The organism is Brevundimonas sp. DS20 (genome assembly GCF_001310255.1).
GTDB lineage: Bacteria > Pseudomonadota > Alphaproteobacteria > Caulobacterales > Caulobacteraceae > Brevundimonas > Brevundimonas aurantiaca.
In genome coordinates this window covers 502,473-521,455 of sequence record NZ_CP012897.1, presented here as the reverse complement: position 1 = coordinate 521,455, position 18,983 = coordinate 502,473, and the positions used below count along the sequence as shown (strand labels likewise).

The window sequence follows — 18,983 nt, the reverse complement described above, 5'->3', positions numbered from 1 at the left end:
GAGCGCCTTCGCGGCATCAAAATGCCGTGTGACGCAGAAATGGACGCCCTTGGTTTCGGCCGGGGGCGTTTTTCTTTCGGCATGCGACCAATTTCTCACCGAATTGCCCCGTTTCGGTCATGACCCATAAGGAAAGCGGGCCTATATGACGGGCGCGCCCCTCACGGAGATGTGTCCGCAGGGGCCAGGGAATAGACGAGAACAATGGCGGACGATGCGGGTCGGCTGAACCAGGTCTTTGCCGAGACCTCCTTCCTCTACGGGTCCAACGCGGCCTATATCGAGGAGCTGCACGAGAAATGGGCCAATGATCCCGGCTCGGTCTCGGCGGAATGGAAGGCTTTCTTCGACCAGCTGCGCGACAACGCCGCCGCCGTGAAGGCCTCGGCCGAGGCCGGCGGCTGGGGCCGCGCCGCCGTCGCCGAGCCGACCGAGGCGACCGCCGTGTTCGACGGCCGCTGGCCGGCGCCCAAGCCTGATCCCAAGAAGCCCGGCGCCCCGGCGCCCGCAGCCTCCAAGGCCGCGCCGGCCGAGGCCTCGCCCGAGGCGATCCGCGCCGCCGCCCACGATTCCATCCGCGCCCTGATGCTGATCCGCAGCTATCGCGTGCGCGGCCACCTCCAGGCCAATCTGGACCCGCTGGGCATCGAACAGCCGGTGGAAAATCCTGAATTGACGCCGGAATTCTACGGCTTCAGCGGCGCCGACCTGGATCGGCCGATCTTCCTGGACGGCGTGCTGGGCCTGCAGACCGGCACCATCCGCCAGGTGCTGGACATTCTGAAGCGCACCTACTGCGGCAATATCGGCATCCAGTACATGCATATCGCCGAGCCGGAGGAGAAGGCCTGGCTTCAGCAGCGGTTCGAGGGGCCGGACAAGTTCGAGCAGAACGCCTTCACCAAGGAAGGCAAGCTGGCCATCCTGAACAAGCTGATCGAGGCGGAGGGCTTCGAGCGCTTCCTGCACAAACGCTTCCCCGGCACCAAGCGGTTCGGCCTGGACGGCGGCGAGGCCATGGTCCCGGCCCTGGAGCAGGTGATCAAGCGCGGCGGCAATCTGGGCGTCGACGAGGTGGTGCTGGGCATGGCCCACCGCGGCCGCCTGAACGTGCTGGCCGCCGTCATGGGCAAGCCCTACAAGGTCATCTTCCACGAGTTCCAGGGCGGCTCGGCCGTGCCCAGCGACATCGAGGGCTCGGGCGACGTCAAATATCACATGGGCGCTTCATCGAACCGCGAGTTCGACGGCAACCATGTCCACCTGTCGCTGACCGCCAACCCGTCGCACCTCGAAATCGTCAACCCGGTCGTCCTGGGCAAGGCGCGCGCCAAACAGGCCTTCGACATCCGTGAGGCCAACGCCGGCAAGCCCGAGGCCGAATGGGCGCTGGACCGCTCCAAGGTCGTGCCCCTGCTGATCCACGGCGACGCCGCCTTCGCCGGCCAGGGCGTGGTGGCCGAATGTTTCGCCCTGATGGGGCTGAAGGGCTACCGCACCGGCGGCACCCTGCATTTCGTCATCAACAACCAGATCGGCTTCACCACCAGCCCGCGGAACTCGCGCTCGTCGCCCTATCCGTCGGACGTCGCCCTGATGGTCCAGGCGCCGATCTTCCACGTGAACGGCGACGATCCGGAAGCGGTCGTCTTCGCCGCCAAGGTGGCGACGGAATACCGCCAGAAGTTCCACAAGGACGCGGTGGTGGACATGTTCTGCTATCGCCGGTTCGGCCACAACGAAGGCGACGACCCGACCTTCACCCAGCCGCTGATGTATTCGAAGATCCGCGCCCAGCCCTCGACGCGCGAACTCTATTCGCAGCGCCTGATCGCTGAAGGCGTGATCTCCCAGGCCGAGGTCGACGCCGAGATCGAGCGGTTCGAGAAATTCCTCGACGAACAGTTCGAGGCCGGCAAGACCTTCAAGGCGGACAAGGCCGACTGGCTGGACGGCCAGTGGAAGGGCATGGGCGCCGCCAAGGAAGAGCTGCGCGGCGATACGGCGGTGCCCCTGGCCAAGCTTCAGGACCTGGGCGCGCGCCTGACCACCATTCCGAACAGCGTCGACATGCACAAGACGCTGAAGCGGGTCATCGAGGCTCGCCGCGAAGCGGTCTCGACCGGCGAGGGCCTGGACTGGGCCACGGCCGAAAGCCTGGCCTTCGCCTCACTGGTGGACGAGGGCTTCCCCGTGCGCCTGTCCGGACAGGATTCGGTGCGCGGCACCTTCTCCCAGCGCCACTCGGGCATCATCGACCAGACGACCGAAGAGCGGTACATGCCGCTGAACAATCTGCGTGAAGGCCAGGCCAATTTCGAGGTCATCGACTCGGCCCTGTCGGAAGAGGCGGTGCTGGGCTTCGAGTACGGCTATTCGCTGGCCGACCCGAACACCCTGGTGCTGTGGGAAGGCCAGTTCGGCGACTTCGTGAACGGCGCCCAGGTGGTGATCGACCAGTTCATCACCTCCGGGGAACGCAAGTGGCTGCGGATGAGCGGCCTGACCATGCTGCTGCCGCACGGCTATGAAGGCCAGGGGCCGGAACACTCCTCCGCCCGCCTGGAGCGCTTCCTCCAGGCCTGCGCCGAGGACAATATCCAGGTCGCCAACTGCACGACCCCGGCCAACTATTTCCACATCCTGCGTCGCCAGATGCACCGGCCGTTCCGCAAGCCGCTGATCCTGATGACGCCCAAGTCGCTGCTGCGGCACAAGAAGGCGGTCTCGCCGCTGCGCGACCTGGCCGAGGGTTCGTCCTTCCACCGCGTGCTGCACGACGACGCCCAGACCCGCCCCGAGGTCGCCGGGATCAAGATCAAGGCGGACAAGGACATCCGCCGCGTGATCCTGTGCTCGGGCAAGGTCTATTACGACCTGCTGGACGTGCGCGAGAAGAAGATGAAGGAAGGCCAGGCGGTGGACGACGTCTACATTCTGCGTCTGGAACAGTTCTATCCGTGGCCGATCCAGTCGCTGCGCAAGGAACTGGCCCGCTTCCCGAAGGCCGAGCTGGTCTGGTGCCAGGAAGAGCCGAAGAACATGGGCGGCTGGACCTTCGTCGATCCGTGGCTGGAGCTGACGCTGGACAAGCTGGACGTCGCGGCCAAGCGCGCCCGCTATGTCGGACGGCCCGGCTCGGCCTCCACGGCCGCCGGCCTGATGAGCCGGCACCTGAAGGAGCTCGAGGCCTTCACCAACGAAGCCTTCGCCTGATAAGCGTTTAAGACAGACCTAGAGACAGCTGGACCCGACATGGCCGACATCCTGACCCCCGCCCTCGGTGAATCCGTCACCGAAGCCACCATCGCGAAATGGACCAAGAAGGTCGGCGACGCGGTCAAGAAGGACGAACTGCTCGTCGAACTGGAGACCGACAAGGTCTCTCTGGAAGTCGTGGCTCCGGCCGACGGCGTTTTGGGCGCGATCAACGCCGCCGAGGGCGACACCGTGGTTCCCGGCACGGTCCTGGGTTCGGTGACCGAAGGGGGCGCGGCCGCCGCCCCGGCCGCTGCTCCCGCCAAGTCCGCCAAGGGCGAGGCCAAGGCGGCTGCAGCCGCCGCCGCTTCCAGCATCGACATCACCGTGCCGGTGATGGGCGAAAGCGTCGCCGAGGGCTCGATGGGCAAGTGGCTCAAGAAGAGCGGCGAGGCGGTCAAGAAGGATGAACTGCTGGTCGAGATCGAGACCGACAAGGTGGCCGTCGAGGTGTCGGCGCCCGCCGACGGGGTCCTGACCATCGCCGCCGACGAAGGCGCGACCGTCACGCCGGGCCAGAAGATCGGTTCGGTGTCGGGCTCCGGCGCGGCCGCTGTTGCGCCCGCCGCCGCCGCCCCGGCGCCGGTCGCCGCTCCGGCCAATACCGGTTCGGCCCAGGTGAAGAACGAGACCCTTTCGCCGGCCGTCCAGCGCGTGGTCGCTGAAAACAACCTGGATCCCAAGGCGATTTCCGCCACCGGACCCAAGGGCAATATCACCAAGGGCGACGCCATCGCCGCGATCGGGGCCGCTGCGGCCGCTCCGGCGCCGGCCGCCGCACCTTCGGCCCCGCGCGCTCTGGCCCCGCGCGAGGAGCGGGTGAAGATGACGCGCCTGCGTCAGACCATCGCCCGTCGCCTGAAGGAATCCCAGAATACGGCCGCCCAGCTGACCACCTTCAACGAGGTGGACATGACCAACGTCATGGCCTTGCGCGCCCAGTACAAGGAAGTCTTCGAGAAGCGCCACGGGGTGAAGCTGGGCTTCATGTCCTTCTTCACCAAGGCGGTGGTCGCCGCGCTTCAGGAAATCCCCGCAGTCAACGCCGAGATCGACGGCACGGACATCATCTACAAGAACCACTATGACATCGGCGTCGCCGTCGGCACCGACAAGGGCCTGGTGGTGCCGGTGCTGCGCGACGCCGACACCCTGAGCCTGGCCGGTATCGAAAAGGGCATCGGCGCCCTGGGCAAGGCGGCCCGCGACGGCGATCTGACCATGGATCAGCTGCAAGGCGGCACCTTCACCATCACCAACGGCGGCACCTATGGGTCGCTGATGTCGACCCCGATCCTGAACGCGCCGCAGTCCGGCATCCTGGGCATGCACAACATCGTCCAGCGTCCGATGGCCATCAACGGCGAGGTCAAGATCCGGCCGATGATGTATCTGGCCCTCAGCTATGACCACCGCATCGTCGACGGCAAGGAGGCCGTGACCTTCCTGGTCCGGATCAAGGAGCTGCTGGAAGACCCGCAGCGGGCCCTGCTGGACCTGTAAGAAACTGAAAAGGCGGCGATTTCGCCGCCTTTTTTGTTGGGCCTGATGTCGGGCCGAGCCCGTAGTGTCGAATATCGACGTTTGTGTCTTGGCGACGTCAGAGGTGGAGTCATTGCGTGACTACGGGTTCTTCCGCACTGACAAACCGCCCAAAAGGCGCGCCCTATTCTCGCCATGGAATGGGCGGCGCGCGCGATAGGGGTGTTCTACGTCTTGGGCGGTCTGATGCTTCTGTATCAGGCCTGGCTCAACTGGCGTCTGCAAAGGGCCTTGTCGGACCTGGTCGCCATCCCCGTCGCCGAGCAGTTCGGCGATAGCGTGATTGTTCTGGCCGGTGTGCTGGTCATGCTTTCTGGCGCAGCCCTGGCGGCCCTCAGCGGCTGGGCTGTCGTCGCCTTCATGGCGGGATGGACGGTCCAGGCGCTGTACCTGCTCTGGACCGATCATGTCTCTCGTATCGGGGAGCCTGAGGCCGTCAGCGGACGCCGCCAGTCAGTCTACGCCTTTACCGGCTACACCGCCGCCACCGGGATCGTCCTTTGGCTCCCGACGGTCGGCGTGCTGGGCTGAATAGGGGCGGCCTGGACGTGGCTGCGACGACAATTTGGCAAGGGCGGCAAGGCCCCGGCAGGGTCGCACCCGATCATCGTTAAAGAAACCGAGCCCGATCCCGCGCCCAGGGGAGGCGCGGACGACGCGGACCCAGGCGAAGACCAGGCCTAGCCGAACTCGGCCTCCAGGTCCGCAAGGCGGGCGGCCTGGTCCTCGGCGATCAGGGCGTCCAGCAGGGGGTCGATGTCGCCCTCCAGCACCTGGGGCAGGCTGTGCAGGGTCAGGCCGATCCGGTGGTCGGTCACCCGCCCTTGCGGGAAGTTGTAGGTGCGGATCCGTTCGGACCGGTCGCCCGATCCCACCTGGGACTTGCGCGAGTCGGCGCGGGCCAGATCCTTGGCCTGGCGCTGCATGTCGTACAGGCGGACGCGCAGGTTCTTCATCGCCTTGTCCCGGTTCACGTGCTGGGACTTTTCGGACGAGGTGACGACGATGCCGGTCGGCAGGTGGGTGATCCGCACGGCCGAGTCGGTCTTGTTGACGTGCTGGCCCCCCGCGCCGGAGCTGCGGAAAGTGTCGATGCGGATGTCCTGGTCGCGGATCTCGATCTCGACGTCCTCGACCTCGGGCAGGACGGCGACGGTGGCGGCCGAGGTGTGGATGCGGCCGCCGGCCTCGGTGGTCGGCACGCGCTGGACCCGGTGGACGCCGCTCTCGAACTTCAGCCGGCCGAAGACGCCTTCGCCGGTGACGGTGGCGACGATTTCCTTGTAGCCGCCGGCGTCGCCCTCGGAGACGCTGTCGATCTCCACCCGCCAGCCCCGGGTGGAGGCGTAGCGCGAATACATGCGGAACAGGTCGCCGGCGAACAGGGCCGCCTCGTCTCCGCCGGTGCCGGCGCGGACCTCCAGCACGGCCGAGGCGTTTTCATCGGCGTCGCGCGGGGCCAGCAGCAGGGCCACGTCGCGCTCCAACTGCGGCAGGCGCTCGGTCAGGTCGCGCAGCTCCTCCTGGGCCATGGCGGCCATTTCGGGGTCGGACGCCATCACCTCCAGATCGGCCATTTCGGCGCGGAGCCGGGCCAGGCCCTGGACCGCGTCGGCGACGGGCTTCAGCTCGGCGTGTTCCTTGGACAGGCGGACGATCTCGGCCCCGTCGGTCGCCGCGCCCATCCGGGCCTCCACCTCGTGGAAACGGTCGAGCACCTGATCGAGACGGGCCTGGGGCAGACGCAAGGCGGAACCATCCTGGGACAATGAGAGGGGCCGTCCTTAGCCCGCCTGGGGGGGCGATGTCGATCATCGCAACGCCGCCCGGCGCCGGGTTCGTGAACTATGATAACGATGGCGTCAGCCGAGGTGGCGAACGTCATGGTCCGGGTTTAGCTGGCCGTGGAGTCGCCGACGCTGTGAGAAGGACGCCATGTTCGACCGCCTGCCCCATCGCGCTTCTGAAACCCCCTACCCCATCCGGTCGGCGGAACCGTCGGTCGATCATGACGTGGAGGAACTCTGCCGCCTCTACGACCGGCGCCTGGCGGAGCGAGGGGGCGATCTGTCGCCGAGCCGCAGGCGCGAACTGGATGCCCTGGCGGTTCGATACGGCCTGGCCGTCGACCGTACCGCCGCCATGGTCTGGCGCGATCTGCGCGCCGTCATCAGCCGGACGGTGGGGCGGGCGTCGGACCAACCGGTCGCCGAACCGGCCCCTGCGCCGACCCAGACCCCAGCCCCCGTGGAAACAGGCCCACTGACGGTGCTGGTCGTTGAAGACGATCCAGACGCCGCAGCCGCCTTGACCGAGCTTCTGACCGAGGCCGGGCACAGGGTGGTCGGGCCGTTCCACAGCGCGGCGCCGGCTGAGGCGGCCGCGGCGCTGCACGCCATCGACGCCGCCCTGTTGGACGTCAATCTGTCGGACGGGGCGACGGGAAGGGGACTGGCGGAGCGATTGAAACGACGCTGGGACATGCGGGTGGTGCTGACGTCGGGTGACGTCGAGGCGGTCCGCCGCGCCGATCCGGCCGAGACTGTCGTGTTCAAACCCTATACGGGGGCGCAGATTCTGGCGGCCCTGGCCGGTAGGCGACGCGAGGACTGACAGCGAGGCGCTTGCGTCCGGCCGGTGGGCGGGCGATCAGACGGCATGCTGTCGAACCGATCCCGCTACGCCCTCCGCGCCATGGTGCATCTCGCCGGCCTGCCGGGCGGGGGGCCCGCCACCATCGGCGAGATCGCCGAGGCCGCCGCGGCGCCGCGAAAGTTCCTGGAAGCCATATTGCTGGACCTGCGTCGGCGGCATCTGCTCGTGTCCAAACGCGGGAGGACCGGCGGCTACGCCCTGGCCGCGCCGGCCGACCGCATCAGTTTCGCCGATGTGATCCGAGCGCTGGAAGGCCCTCTGGCGCTCGCGCCCTGCGCATCCCGCACCGCCTTCGGGCCTTGTGAAACCTGTCCCGACCTGGACACCTGTCCGCTTCGCCCGGTGCTGCAGGACGGGCGCGACGCCGTCGCCGCCGTTTTCGAGACGCGAACCCTTCTGCAAGCCGCTGCGAAGTTTTCTCCTATTGACCCAGTAGGAGATAAAGCCCCAACCTCGTGACCCTCTGGAGGGGCCATGCAAGACTTCCTGCTGTTTCTGTGCGTCGGGTTCTTGGCCCAGGTCGTCGACGGCGCCCTGGGCATGGCCTATGGGGTGATCTCCTCCACCGTCCTGCTTTCATTCGGCGTGCCGCCCGCGACGGCCTCGGCCAGCGTTCACGCGGCCGAAGTCTTCACCACGGCCGCTTCGGCGGGCTCCCATACGGTCAACAGGAATGTGAACTGGAAACTCTTCACCCCCCTGGCCTTGGGCGGGGTGGTCGGGGGAGGCTTGGGCGCCTTCGTCCTCACCAGCATTGACGGGGATCTGATCAAGCCCTGGATCACCGCCTATTTGGCCGTCATGGGCGTCGTCATCATCTGGCGTGCAACTCGCCAGACCCGCGAGCGCCTCTTCCCGCGAAAGTTCGCCGGGCCTCTGGGCCTTGTCGGCGGCTTCTTCGACGCCATCGGCGGCGGCGGCTGGGGCCCGACGGTCACCACCACCCTGGTCGGATCCGGCCAGGACCCCCGCGCCTCGATCGGCACCACCAATACGGCCGAGTTCTTCGTCACCTCCGCCATCTCCGCCACCTTCCTGGCGGCCCTGCTGACCGGCCACTGGGACCAGGCCGAGGGCGTCGCCACCCACGCCATGGCGGTGCTGGGCCTGATCCTGGGCGGGCTGATCGCCGCACCCTTCGCCGGGATTATCGCGCGGATCGCGCCGCGCCGAGTGCTGACCTATGGGGTCGGGGCCGTGGTTCTGCTGTCGGCGGGCTATCAGGCGCTGAGGCTGTTCAAGGTCATCTGAAGCGAGGGGCGACGGCGGCGGGCCGCCGTCGCCGAAAGGCGGCTTAACGCGCGCGGGCGCGGAAGCGGGTCAGGAAGGCCTTGATGTTTTCGCGAATGGACGCCTCGTTCGCCATCCGCAGACGTTCGACCCCCATGAAGGCCTGGCCCATGGTCGCCGTCCCCGTGGCGGCCACCGTTTCATCGAAGACGGTGCGGTCTGCTTGGGACACCGTGTAGCGGACCTGGCTCGTCACCGACATGTCGAAGCCCGCCAGGGGCTGCTTCAGGTCGATCAGAGAGGCCGCGACCATCATGGGCGGCCCTTCGCTTCCCATGTAGCCGGCGGCGGCTAGGGAATTCTCCAGCGCCGTCTTGAAGTCGGCGTTGGAAACTTGGGACGTCCACATCGGATTGGTGGCCTGACCGCCGGAAACGGTCACGGTCGTCACCGAGCGATAGCCCAGATCGCCTGAAGAGGCGGTCAGACCGGCGGTGGCCGGCAGGGTCATCATGGCGGGGTTGGACGGACTGGCGCAGGCGGCTACGCCTAAGAACCCGGCCGCGCAGCCGGCCATGGCGAGACGACGCAACATCATTGTTGGGTCGCCGCCTGGGCGCCTGCGGCGGGCGCGGCGGCGCGTGCGGCGGCTTCTTCGGCCGGGGTGCGCAGGGTGACGATCAGCGGATTGGGCTTCAGATCATTCATGGCGCCCGAGGTGGCGTCGATCGCCCCGCCGATCAGGCCCCCGATCAGAATGTTGCCCGCCATGGCCGTGCCGCCGGCGCCTGACACGCTGCTGGTGATGTCATAGGTCTGCGAAACATAGCCGTCCTTGGACACGGTGATGCGGAATGCATCCTTGCGCGGCATGCGGAAGGTGCAGGGCGTAGCCTGGCATTCGAAGCCGTTCGAGGTGCTGACCTGCGCGCCCGGCGGCGTGCTCTGAACCGTGAACTGCTGGCTGGAGCCGCGCGTCACGGTGGCGCAGGCGGGCAAGGAGAAGGCCACGCCGGCGAGCAGGAAGGCGCGCACGCCGGCGCGCGTTATGAAGTCGGAAATCATGAAACCCCCAGGAGAAGACAGGCCCGCGCCCCAGGCGGCCATAGGCTTCACCTTGCACTTGGGGGCGGCGTAGTCAATCCTGACGCGAAAAACGTCAATCTATGGGTGTGTAAATGGATTATTCCGCCGCAGCAGGTGCGGTTCGGGCGGCCTCCAACTCGGCCGCCTTCTGTTCCACCAGCTCGACGATATGGTCGATCATGCCGTCATTGGCCTGTTTGTGGGCGATCTTGCCGTTCAGATAGACCATGCCCGCGCCCTTGCCGCCGCCGGTGAAGCCGATGTCGGTATAGAGGGCCTCTCCCGGGCCGTTCACGACGCAGCCGATGACCGACAGGCTCATCGGCGTCGAGATATGGGCCAGCTTCTCCTCCAGCAGGCCGACCGTCTCGATGACGTTGAAGCCCTGACGCGCGCAGGAGGGGCAGGCGATGATGTTGACGCCCCGGTGACGCAGGCCCAGCGACTTCAGAATGTCGAAACCGACCTTGATCTCCTCGACCGGATCGGCGGCCAGGGAGACGCGGATGGTGTCGCCGATCCCCGCCCACAGCATGGAGCCCAGGCCGATGGACGACTTGATCGTCCCTGTGCGCAAGGGGCCCGCCTCGGTCACGCCCAGGTGCAGGGGGCAGTCGATGGCGTCCGCCAGCTGCTGATAGGCGGCGACGGTCAGGAAGGGGTCCGACGCTTTTACCGAGATCTTGAACTCGTGGAAGTCGTTGTCCTGCAGGATGCGGGCGTGGTTCAGGGCGCTCTCGACCATGGCGTCGGGGCAGGGCTCGCCGTACTTCTCGAGCAGCTCCTTCTCCAGAGAACCGGCGTTGACGCCGATCCGCATGGAGCAGCCGTTGTCGCGGGCGGCCTGGATGACGTCGCGGACCCGATCCGGGCTGCCGATATTGCCCGGATTGATGCGCAGGCAGGCGGCGCCCGCCTCGGCCGCCTCGATGCCGCGCTTGTAGTGGAAATGGATGTCGGCGACCAAGGGAACCTTGGCCTCGCGGACGATGGTGCGAAACGCCTGGGTCGATTCAACGTCGGGGCAGGAGACGCGAACGATGTCGGCGCCGGCCTCTTCCAGCTGACGGATCTGATCGATCGTCGCCCCCGCGTCGGACGTCGGCGTATTGGTCATCGACTGGACGCTGATCGGGGCGTCGCCGCCGACCAGGACTGAGCCGACGCGAATCTGGCGGCTCTTGCGCCGTTCGATATGGCGCCAGGGACGGACGTGGCCGAGTTCTGAAGTGTGGTCGCTCATTTCCGGCCCATATAGGCGCTCTGCGGCTCCGCGACCACCGGCGTGACGATCAGTTCGCCGTCACGGCGGCGCCGACGCCGGGATTGGCGGCCGCGTCAACGGGCGGCGCGGCGTCCTGAGTGCGCAGAAACTGAGCCGAGCGTTCGGCCTGAAGCTGGGCCTGACGGCGCGCCTGCTCCTCCGCCACCTGCCGGGCCGCCTGTTCGGCGCGGCTGTTCAGCTGGGCCAACGGGGTCAGAAGGGCGGGCAGGACGCCGCTGTGCTCGCCGTTCAGATAGACGTCGAAGGCGGCTGGATCAGACACGTCGATCGTGGCGTTGACGCCCATGGGGGCGCGCCAGGCCTCTCCCGGCGCCATCTGCCGGGCGAACAGGGCCTGACCCCCGCCCAAACGGACCACCAGGGCGCCGGCCTTCTTGGCCTGAATGACCACCTGCGACGCGGTGGCCGGGGCGCCGTAGACGGCGCCGCGCGGATTGAACGCCTTCTGCACCGGAGCGGCGTCCGCCGCCTGGGCCGCCGCGATCACCGCCGGATCGTTCGGATCGATCCCGGTCAGCTGAGCCTCAAGGCCGGGCGTGACATAGAGGGCGGGCGTCGTCTGGTCCGGCGGCGCAGCCCTGGGGGCGCCCAGCGCGATCGGGGCGGCCTGGCCGGGCACCTCTCCCAGCCGCCAGCTTTCCGGCACGGCGGCGATGTCGGACGGGCGGACCTCCTGGTGGATGTTGAGGCGCTGAAACACGTTCCAGCCGATCAGGGCGACGGCCACTATGGCGACGAGACCGATGATCCGCGGCGAATAGCGTTTGACGTCCTCAAAGGCGATGCCGATCGGCGCCTTCAACGGGGCGGAGGTGTCCGGGCTTTCGCGCTTGAACCGCTCCACGGCCAGCTGTTCGTCCAGCCCCAGGGCCGCCGCATAGCCCCGCACATAGCCGATGGCGAAGACGCGCGAGGGCAGGGACGACCAGTCGTTCTGCTCCAGAGCGATCAGGAAGCGGGTATGGACCTTGGTTTCGGCGGAGAGATCGGCCAGGGACTTTCCCGACTGTTCGCGGGCGCGGCGCAGGCCGTCGCCCAGAGTCGCGGCCTCGGTGATGGAGGGCGCGAGGTCCTTCCAGTCCGGATGAGCCTTGAACTCTTCGGGGGCGTTCCCCGCATCCAGCGCCATGACGCCTGACCCCACACTCGGAACGACAGAGAGCCGCCCCGTACTCGCAACGGACCCGTCCGGTAGCATGTCTTCGCGACGGGACGCGCCTCTCCCCTTCGGCGGACCCCATGCGTTCTGTGGATAAACCATATCGTCAGCCCCATCAACGGCGTTTCCCGAATCGGGATGCGCGCGCCAATCCTCAGGCGGCGACGTTCAACTTCCGGGCCAGGGATTCGATCTCGTTGCGGATCGAACCGGTGGAGAGGTTCAGCAGATTGTTCAGGCCGCGCCGTGCGGCCGTCAGATCGGCCGACAGGATCATCCGTTTGACCGGCCCGACCCCGCCCGCAGGCGCCGACAGGCGGGTGAAGCCCAGGGTGATCAGGGCGAAGGCCTCCAGCGGCCGGCCCGCCAGCTCGCCGCAGATCGAGACCGGGGTGCCGGTGTCGGCGCACGCCTTCTGGATGGTCTGGAGCGCACGCAAGGTGGGCGGCGACAGAGGGTCGTAGCGGTCCGACACCAGGGGATTGGTCCGGTCGGCGGCGTACATGTACTGGAACAGGTCGTTGGTGCCGATCGAGACGAAGTCGGTCAGGGGCAGAAGCGCGTCCAAATGCCACAGCAGGGACGGGCATTCGACCATGGCGCCGACGCGCAACAGGGCGGGCAGGGCGCGGCCGCGCCGCCGAGCCCAGGCGCATTCGACGTCGACCAGTTCGCGCGCGGCCCGGAACTCGTCCACCGTCGCGATCATCGGGAACATGACGCGCAGTTCGCGGCCCGCCGCCGCCGTCAGCAGGGCCCGAAGTTGCATCCGCAGCAGGGACGGCCGGTCCAGGCCCAGGCGGATGGCGCGTCGGCCCAGGGCGGGGTTCTCCTCCCGCTCGGCCTCCAGATAGGGCAGGACCTTGTCGCCGCCGATGTCCAGGGTGCGGAAGGTGACGGGCCGGTCGCCGGCCGCGTCCAGCACCAGCTTGTAAAGGGCCGTCTGGGCGTCCAGCCGGGGCAGTTCGTCCGAGACCATGAACTGGAATTCGGTGCGGAACAGGCCGATGCCTTCCGCCCCCGTCTCGTTCAGATTCTCCAGATCCACCGCCAGGCCGGCGTTGGTCAGAAGGCTGATCCGCTGGCCGTCCAGGGTCACGGCTGGGGTGTCGCGCAGCTGGGCGAACTGGGCCCGGCGCTGGTCGCGCACGGCCATCCGCGACTGGACCGCCTCGATCATGTCGGGGCGAGGGCGCAGATAGGCCTCGCCGGTCTCGCCGTCGGCGATGACCATATCGCCTTCCGACAGCCGGTCGCGCAGTCCCATCAGACGACCGACGCAGGGAATCTGCAGCGCGCGGGCCACGATGGCGGCGTGGCTGGCCGCCGATCCCTCTTCGAGCAGCAGGCCCTTCAGCTTGTCGCGCGGATATTCCAGCAGATCAGCCGGACCCAGGTTGCGCGCCACCACTATGGCGTCGTCGGGCAGTTCGCGCTCGCCGGGCTTGTCGCCCGCCAGCACCCGCAGCAGCCGGTTGGCCAGGTCTTCGAAGTCGTGCAGCCGCTCGCGGATATAGGGGTCGCGCGCCTGGGCGAAGCGGGCGCGGTGTTCGTTCCTGACTCGGTCCACCGCCGCCTCTGCGGTCAGGCCGTTCCTCACCGCCTCTTCCAGCGACCGGTTCCAGCCCCGATCGTCGGCGAACATCCGATAGGTCTCCAGCACCTCGAACGAGGGACCGGCCAGGCCCTGGCCCTTGTCCAGCATGGCGTCCAGGCCGGTCTTCAGCGAGGCCAGGGCCAGCTTCAGGCGGGCCTCCTCCAGACCGGGGTCCTCGGCCAGCAGTTTTTCCGGCGGCAGGGGCGCCTCGTGCAGCACCACATGGCCGAAGGCCAGGCCGTCGCCGAACTTCTGGCCTTTCAGCCGTTCCGGCCGATGCGGCGCCAGTTCGACGTCGCGCAGCTCCTCCTGGTCCAGCAGTTCGCCCGAGGAGACGGTTTCGGCCAGGACCATGGCGATGGTCTGGATGTCCTCGACCTCGTCCTCGTCATAGCGCCGCTCGGTGCGGTTCTGCACCACCAGCACGCCAATGGCGCGGCCGCCGCGCAGCAGCGGGGCGCCCAGGAAGGCGTGATAGGGGTCTTCGCCCGTTTCCGGACGATAGGAGAAGGCCGGATGCGACGGGGCGTCCGACAGACTGATCGGCTGGGCGGTCCGCGCCACTTCGCCGACCAGACCCTCGCCGGGGCGCAGCCGGGTGTTGTGGACGGCGCCGGGGTTCAGACCTTCGGTCGCGAAAAGCTCCAGCTCGCCCGAGGCGCGGCGCAGATAGATGGAGCAGACCTCGGCGACCATCGACCGGGCGATGATCTGCACCACCATGTTCAGACGGTCCTGAGCCGGGGTCGCGCCCGCGCCCGCCCCGCCCAGAGCCTCGCGGATCTGGCGCAGGAGGTTGCGTGGTCCCCTGGTCATCGCGCCGCCTGCCGGCATCATGGCTCCCGCGCCTCGGCGCCGCAGCGCCCGTTCAAATCACCTATACAGCGTCCAGGCCGTAAGCCGAATGGAGGGCGCGCACGGCCAGTTCGGCATAGGCGGCGTCGATCAGCACGCTGATCTTGATCTCCGAGGTCGAAATGGCCTGGAACTTGACCCCTTTGTCGGCCAGGGCCTTGAACATGGTCTGGGCCACGCCGGCGTGGCTGCGCATGCCGACCCCGACGACGGAGACCTTGGCCACGTCCTCGTCGACGCGGATCTCCTCGAAAGCCAGGTCGGCCTGGGCCGCCTTCATGATGTCGGCGGCGCGCACGGCGTCGCGGCGGCCGGTCGTGAAGGTCAGGTTCACCGTATTGGCGGTGCGGGCCTGGCTCTGGACGATCATGTCCACATTGACGTTGGCCTCGGCCAGACGGGTGAAGACGTCTGCGGGAGCGTCCACCCGGTCGGACAGGCCCAAAAGGGTGATGCGGGCCTCGTCACGGCTCATGGTCACGCCGGACACGATGCGTTTTTCCACGATCTCCTCCTCGTCGCAGATCAGGGTTCCGCCCTTGTCGGGCATTTGGCCGGACTCGTCCGGTTCGATGAAGCTGGACAGAACCCGCACAGGCACCTGTTTGGCCATGGCGAGTTCGACCGATCGGGTTTGCAGCACCTTGGCCCCCAAAGAGGCCATTTCCAGCATCTCCTCGAAGGAGACCTTGTTCAGACGCCGCGCGCGGCTCTCGATGCGGGGATCGGTCGTATAGACCCCGTCCACGTCGGTGTAGATGTCGCAGGGGCAGGACAGGGCGGCCGCCACGGCGACGGCCGAGGTGTCGGATCCGCCCCGGCCCAGGGTGGTGATCTTGCCGTCCGGGGTCACGCCCTGGAAGCCGGGCACGATGGCGATCTCGCCGGCGTCGACGGCGGCGCCCAGCTTCTCGCCGGGAATGTCGACGATGCGGGCGCGGCCGTGGGCGTCGTCGGTGACGATCGGCACCTGCCAGCCCATCCAGGACCGGGCGTTCAGACCCATGTTGCGCAGGGTCATGGCCAGGAGGCCGGACGTCACCTGTTCGCCCGAGGCCACCACCACGTCATATTCGTCGTCGCTGAGCGGCAGGCCGGCGGCGGCCGGACCGGCGCCGTCGGTCCAGGCGACCAGCTCGTTCGTCTTGCCGGCCATGGCCGAGACGACGACGGCCACCTTCTTGCCCGAGGCGGCCTCTGCGGCGACGATCCGCGCCGCGCGACGAATGCGTTCGAGGTCCCCCATGGAGGTGCCGCCGAACTTCATCACCAGTCGTGTGGTTTCGGGCCGCGTCATCGTGGCGTTCCGCCCCCTGCTTGCGTGAAAGGGCGCGAAGGTCCATCCCTCGCGTCATGACCGCTTCTAGCGACGCCGCACCGTCTCGCCTACCCCGCGAAGGGCATGGTTTTTCGCAAAATTCGCCCGAAGGCGCATTCGGCGCATCGATTGACCCGGCCGACGTCGCCCGCTTCTCGGCCCAGGCGGCCGAATGGTGGGATGCGCACGGGCCGTTCGCGCCTCTGCATCGGTTCAATCCGGCGCGGTTGAAGCTGATCCGCGAGCAGCTGTGCGCCCGGCTGGGCCGGGATTCGCGAGCGCGCCGCCCGTTCGAGGGTCTGGCCCTGCTGGACGTCGGCTGCGGCGGCGGGCTGATCGCCGAGCCGATGCGGCGGATGGGCTTCACCGTCACCGCCATCGACGCCTCGACCGAGAACATCGGCACAGCGCGCGCCCATGCCGAGATGGTCGGGCTGGATATCGCCTATCGCCCGGCGACCGTTGAACAGATGGAGGCGGAAAAGGCGGGGCCGTTCGATGTGGTCCTGACCATGGAGGTGATCGAGCATGTCGCCGATCCGGAAGGCTTCGTGCGCGCCTGTTCGCGCCTGGTCCGGCCGGGCGGGGTGATGATGGTCGCCACCCTGAACCGCACCCTGAAGTCCCTGGCGCTCGGCAAGGTGGCGGCGGAATATGTGCTGCGCTGGGTGCCGGCCGGGACGCACGACTGGCGCCAGTTCCTGAAGCCCCAGGAGATCCGGGAAATGCTGGCGGCGGAGCCGGTGACGGTCGAGGGCCCCTACGGCCTGAACTATGACCCGCTGACGGATCGCTGGAGCCAGAGCGACGACGCGGGGATCAACTATATGATGGTGGCCACGCGGGCCTGAAACGCGAAAGGCCGCCCCGAAGGGCGGCCTTTCCTTTTTGGGCCGAAGCCTCACACCTTCGAAGCGCGGCTGCGGGTCCAGGCGTAGAGGCCGATCACGGCGACGGCGAAGCCGACGATCCCCGCCAGCATGGCGGGCCAGGTCGAGCCCTCGGGCAGCATGGCGAACGGCGCGTCGTCGCGGGTGGCCACGATGACGCCGGCGGTGAAGACGCCGAACAGGCTTTCGCCCACGATCAGGCCCGAGGCCAGCAGCACGCCCATGCGGCGCGCCACATCGGCGTAACGGGTGCTGGAGACCGCCTTGTCGTAGATCCAGCCGCAGACGGCGCCGATGACCAGCATGGTGGTGACGGCGGCCGGCAGATAGAAGCCGATGCCGACGGCCAGGGGCGGCAGCTTGATCTTCTTGCCGGTCGCCTTCTCCAGCACGGCGTCCAGGATGATGATGACCACGCCGATCACCGCGCCCAGGCCGATCAGGTCCCAGCGCAGGTCGCCGCCGATGACGCCGCGCGCCAGGGCCGAGATCAGGGTGGCCTGAGGCGCCGCCAGGGTCTTGGCCCCCTCGACGATGGCGGGCGGGCCGCCCTCGAAGCCGAAGGCCTGGTTCAGAAGGTTCAGGATCAACGGAATGACCAGGGCGCCGGCGCCGACGCCGACGATCAGGGCGACCTGCTGGCGCCAGGGCGTGGCCTCGACCAGCTGGCCGGTCTTCAGATCCTGGAGATTGTCATTGGCGATGACGGCGACGGCGAAGACCACGGCGGTCACGATCAGGGCGAAGGCGATGATGGACGGATCGGCGGGCACGCCCGCGATCGCCATCACGCCCAGCATCAGCAGGGAGGCGATCACGACGGCCAGTATGCCGACGCCCGAGACCGGGCTGTTCGACGAGCCGATCAGGCCGGCCATGTATCCGCAGATGGCGGCCACGGCGAAACCGATCAGGACCACATAGACCAGGCCGCCGATCACCAGCAGGGGCGTCGATCCGGCCAGGGCTGGAGCGGTCTGGGCGAACCAGGCCAGAAGGCCGGCGATGCCGATCAGGCAGACGACCGAGATCCCGCCGACCAGCTTGATCGGCAGATCCTGTTCGGTCAGCTCCAGCGCCTCGCCGTGATTGCGGCGGGCGTTGGCGGCCAGGGCCGAGGTCAGGCCGCCGACCAGGGGGCCGGCCAGCTTGATCAGGGTCCAGATGGCGGCCACGCCGATGACGCCGGCGCCCATGAAGCGGACCTCGCGGCTCCAGACCCGTCCGGCCAGCTCCTCTGCGCCCGTTCCGGCGGGCAGGGTGGAGGCGATGGAAGGAATGCCGTGCGCCGTCAGCCAGGCGACGGTGTCGGGGCTGGTCAGGATCGGCACGGCGATCGCCCAGGCCAGGATCAGACCGAACAGCTGGGCCAGGCCGACGGTCAGGCCGATCAGATGGCCCGCGCCCAGAAGGGCGAACTGCATGCCGAAGCCCATGCCGGTGGCCCCGCCCCCCAGAGCGGCCGGAAGCTTGAAGAACTTCGCCGCCTCGCCGGCGAAGACGCGACCCGCGACCAGCAGGGCGTAGCCGGCCGAGACGACCGCCCCGCCGACCACGACCCACAGGCCGGACTTGTTCTCGCGCACCGCGCTCTCGGTCTGTTCGGACCCGCGCGAGCCGACCTTCAGCACCTCGGCGGCGGCGACGCCTTCGGGATAGGGCAGGCCGCCGCCCGTCACCAGGGCGCGGCGCAGCGGGATGGAGAAGGTCACCCCCAGGACGCCGCCCAGGATGCAGATGGCCACCGACTGCCAGAAGGGAAACTCCAGCCACCAGCCGATCATCACCAGGCCCGGCAGGACGAAGATGATCGAGCTCATGGCCCCGCCGACCGAGGCCACGGTCTGGACCGTCATATTCTCCCAGATGGTCGAGGTCTTGAAGGCCCGCAGCACGGCCATGGAGATGACCGCCGCCGGAATGGCCGAGGCGAAGGTCAGGCCGACCAGCAGGCCCAGATAGGTGTTGGCGGCGGTGAAGATCACCGCCAGCAGGCAGCCCAGCACAAGGGCGCGAAGGGTCAGTTCAAGCCGGCCCTTTCGGGTTTGGGGCGCAGCGACGGCGTCAGTCATGAAGATCGGTTCCCACGTTCGACCGGGACGTAAGCC

15 protein-coding genes are annotated in these 18,983 nt (G+C 68.1%); 7 read left to right on the top strand and 8 right to left on the bottom strand.

All coding sequences use genetic code 11. The features are described 5' to 3' along the window. Window positions 1–204: 204 nt before the first annotated feature. From JL11_RS02525 to JL11_RS02515, 3 genes are all read left to right on the top strand, one after another. On the top strand, window positions 205–3,216 hold the full coding sequence (locus tag JL11_RS02525; RefSeq protein WP_054764267.1) for a 2-oxoglutarate dehydrogenase E1 component: 3,012 nt from the start codon (window positions 205–207) through the stop codon (window positions 3,214–3,216). A 39-nt stretch (window positions 3,217–3,255) separates the two neighbouring features. Next, window positions 3,256–4,761, top strand: coding sequence for a 2-oxoglutarate dehydrogenase complex dihydrolipoyllysine-residue succinyltransferase (gene odhB / locus JL11_RS02520; protein ID WP_054764266.1), 1,506 nt, complete (start codon window positions 3,256–3,258; stop codon window positions 4,759–4,761). A gap of 225 nt (window positions 4,762–4,986) precedes the next feature. Continuing rightward, entirely contained in the window at window positions 4,987–5,331 is a 345-nt protein-coding gene (locus tag JL11_RS02515; protein WP_197273337.1) for a hypothetical protein, read from the top strand. Between the two features lie 149 nt (window positions 5,332–5,480). Here the strand turns inward: JL11_RS02515 and prfA are convergent, their stop codons facing one another. Next, a complete protein-coding gene (gene prfA, locus JL11_RS02510) occupies window positions 5,481–6,548 on the bottom strand; it encodes a peptide chain release factor 1 (RefSeq protein ID WP_054764264.1) in 1,068 nt (355 codons plus the stop codon). 187 nt (window positions 6,549–6,735) lie between these two features. Here prfA and JL11_RS02505 point away from each other — a divergent pair, with 187 nt between their 5' ends. Genes JL11_RS02505 through JL11_RS02495 form a run of 3 tightly spaced genes read left to right on the top strand, consistent with a single transcriptional unit; the run spans window position 6,736 to window position 8,706 of the window. Further along, window positions 6,736–7,413: a response regulator gene (locus tag JL11_RS02505; protein ID WP_054764263.1), complete on the top strand. Its 678-nt coding sequence runs from the start codon at window positions 6,736–6,738 to the stop codon at window positions 7,411–7,413. Between the two features lie 45 nt (window positions 7,414–7,458). After that, on the top strand, window positions 7,459–7,914 hold the full coding sequence (locus JL11_RS02500; protein WP_054764262.1) for an RrF2 family transcriptional regulator: 456 nt from the start codon (window positions 7,459–7,461) through the stop codon (window positions 7,912–7,914). 15 nt (window positions 7,915–7,929) lie between these two features. After that, complete coding sequence (locus JL11_RS02495; protein ID WP_054764261.1) at window positions 7,930–8,706, top strand: sulfite exporter TauE/SafE family protein; 777 nt, start codon at window positions 7,930–7,932, stop codon at window positions 8,704–8,706. Window positions 8,707–8,749: 43 nt separating this feature from the next. On the opposite strand, the gene JL11_RS02490 is transcribed toward JL11_RS02495, so the two are convergent. The 6 genes from JL11_RS02490 to JL11_RS02465 form a co-directional block, all read right to left on the bottom strand. After that, a complete protein-coding gene (locus tag JL11_RS02490) occupies window positions 8,750–9,280 on the bottom strand; it encodes a hypothetical protein (RefSeq protein ID WP_156314137.1) in 531 nt (176 codons plus the stop codon). Then, window positions 9,280–9,750: a PEGA domain-containing protein gene (locus JL11_RS02485; RefSeq protein ID WP_054766772.1), complete on the bottom strand. Its 471-nt coding sequence runs from the start codon at window positions 9,748–9,750 to the stop codon at window positions 9,280–9,282. Before JL11_RS02485 ends, JL11_RS02490 begins: the two co-directional genes overlap by 1 nt. 118 nt (window positions 9,751–9,868) lie before the next feature. Further along, a complete protein-coding gene (gene ispG / locus JL11_RS02480) occupies window positions 9,869–11,014 on the bottom strand; it encodes a flavodoxin-dependent (E)-4-hydroxy-3-methylbut-2-enyl-diphosphate synthase (protein WP_054764259.1) in 1,146 nt (381 codons plus the stop codon). Between the two features lie 49 nt (window positions 11,015–11,063). Next, window positions 11,064–12,185 (bottom strand): helix-turn-helix domain-containing protein, encoded by a 1,122-nt coding sequence (locus JL11_RS02475; protein WP_054764258.1) that lies wholly within the window; start codon window positions 12,183–12,185, stop codon window positions 11,064–11,066. A gap of 184 nt (window positions 12,186–12,369) precedes the next feature. Beyond that, window positions 12,370–14,628, bottom strand: coding sequence for a phosphoenolpyruvate--protein phosphotransferase (gene ptsP, locus JL11_RS02470; protein ID WP_306414842.1), 2,259 nt, complete (start codon window positions 14,626–14,628; stop codon window positions 12,370–12,372). Window positions 14,629–14,689: 61 nt separating this feature from the next. Then, a complete protein-coding gene (locus JL11_RS02465) occupies window positions 14,690–15,964 on the bottom strand; it encodes an aspartate kinase (protein WP_054764257.1) in 1,275 nt (424 codons plus the stop codon). A gap of 56 nt (window positions 15,965–16,020) precedes the next feature. Between JL11_RS02465 and ubiG the strand changes: the two genes are divergently transcribed. After that, on the top strand, window positions 16,021–16,836 hold the full coding sequence (ubiG, locus tag JL11_RS02460) for a bifunctional 2-polyprenyl-6-hydroxyphenol methylase/3-demethylubiquinol 3-O-methyltransferase UbiG (RefSeq protein WP_152949159.1): 816 nt from the start codon (window positions 16,021–16,023) through the stop codon (window positions 16,834–16,836). Window positions 16,837–16,886: 50 nt separating this feature from the next. Here the strand turns inward: ubiG and JL11_RS02455 are convergent, their stop codons facing one another. Next, complete coding sequence (locus JL11_RS02455) at window positions 16,887–18,947, bottom strand: OPT family oligopeptide transporter (RefSeq protein WP_054764256.1); 2,061 nt, start codon at window positions 18,945–18,947, stop codon at window positions 16,887–16,889. Between the last annotated feature and the right edge of the window lie 36 nt (window positions 18,948–18,983).

Coding starts and splice junctions, on each gene's coding strand:
- JL11_RS02525 (WP_054764267.1), top strand. CDS start 205: ATGGCGGACGATGCGGGTCGGCTGAACCAGGTCTTTGCCGAGACCTCC.
- odhB (WP_054764266.1), top strand. CDS start 3,256: ATGGCCGACATCCTGACCCCCGCCCTCGGTGAATCCGTCACCGAAGCC.
- JL11_RS02515 (WP_197273337.1), top strand. CDS start 4,987: ATGCTTCTGTATCAGGCCTGGCTCAACTGGCGTCTGCAAAGGGCCTTG.
- JL11_RS02505 (WP_054764263.1), top strand. CDS start 6,736: ATGTTCGACCGCCTGCCCCATCGCGCTTCTGAAACCCCCTACCCCATC.
- JL11_RS02500 (WP_054764262.1), top strand. CDS start 7,459: ATGCTGTCGAACCGATCCCGCTACGCCCTCCGCGCCATGGTGCATCTC.
- JL11_RS02495 (WP_054764261.1), top strand. CDS start 7,930: ATGCAAGACTTCCTGCTGTTTCTGTGCGTCGGGTTCTTGGCCCAGGTC.
- JL11_RS02490 (WP_156314137.1), bottom strand. CDS start 9,280: ATGTTGCGTCGTCTCGCCATGGCCGGCTGCGCGGCCGGGTTCTTAGGC.
- JL11_RS02485 (WP_054766772.1), bottom strand. CDS start 9,750: ATGATTTCCGACTTCATAACGCGCGCCGGCGTGCGCGCCTTCCTGCTC.
- ispG (WP_054764259.1), bottom strand. CDS start 11,014: ATGAGCGACCACACTTCAGAACTCGGCCACGTCCGTCCCTGGCGCCAT.
- JL11_RS02475 (WP_054764258.1), bottom strand. CDS start 12,185: ATGGCGCTGGATGCGGGGAACGCCCCCGAAGAGTTCAAGGCTCATCCG.
- ptsP (WP_306414842.1), bottom strand. CDS start 14,628: ATGACCAGGGGACCACGCAACCTCCTGCGCCAGATCCGCGAGGCTCTG.
- JL11_RS02465 (WP_054764257.1), bottom strand. CDS start 15,964: ATGACGCGGCCCGAAACCACACGACTGGTGATGAAGTTCGGCGGCACC.
- ubiG (WP_152949159.1), top strand. CDS start 16,021: ATGACCGCTTCTAGCGACGCCGCACCGTCTCGCCTACCCCGCGAAGGG.
- JL11_RS02455 (WP_054764256.1), bottom strand. CDS start 18,947: ATGACTGACGCCGTCGCTGCGCCCCAAACCCGAAAGGGCCGGCTTGAA.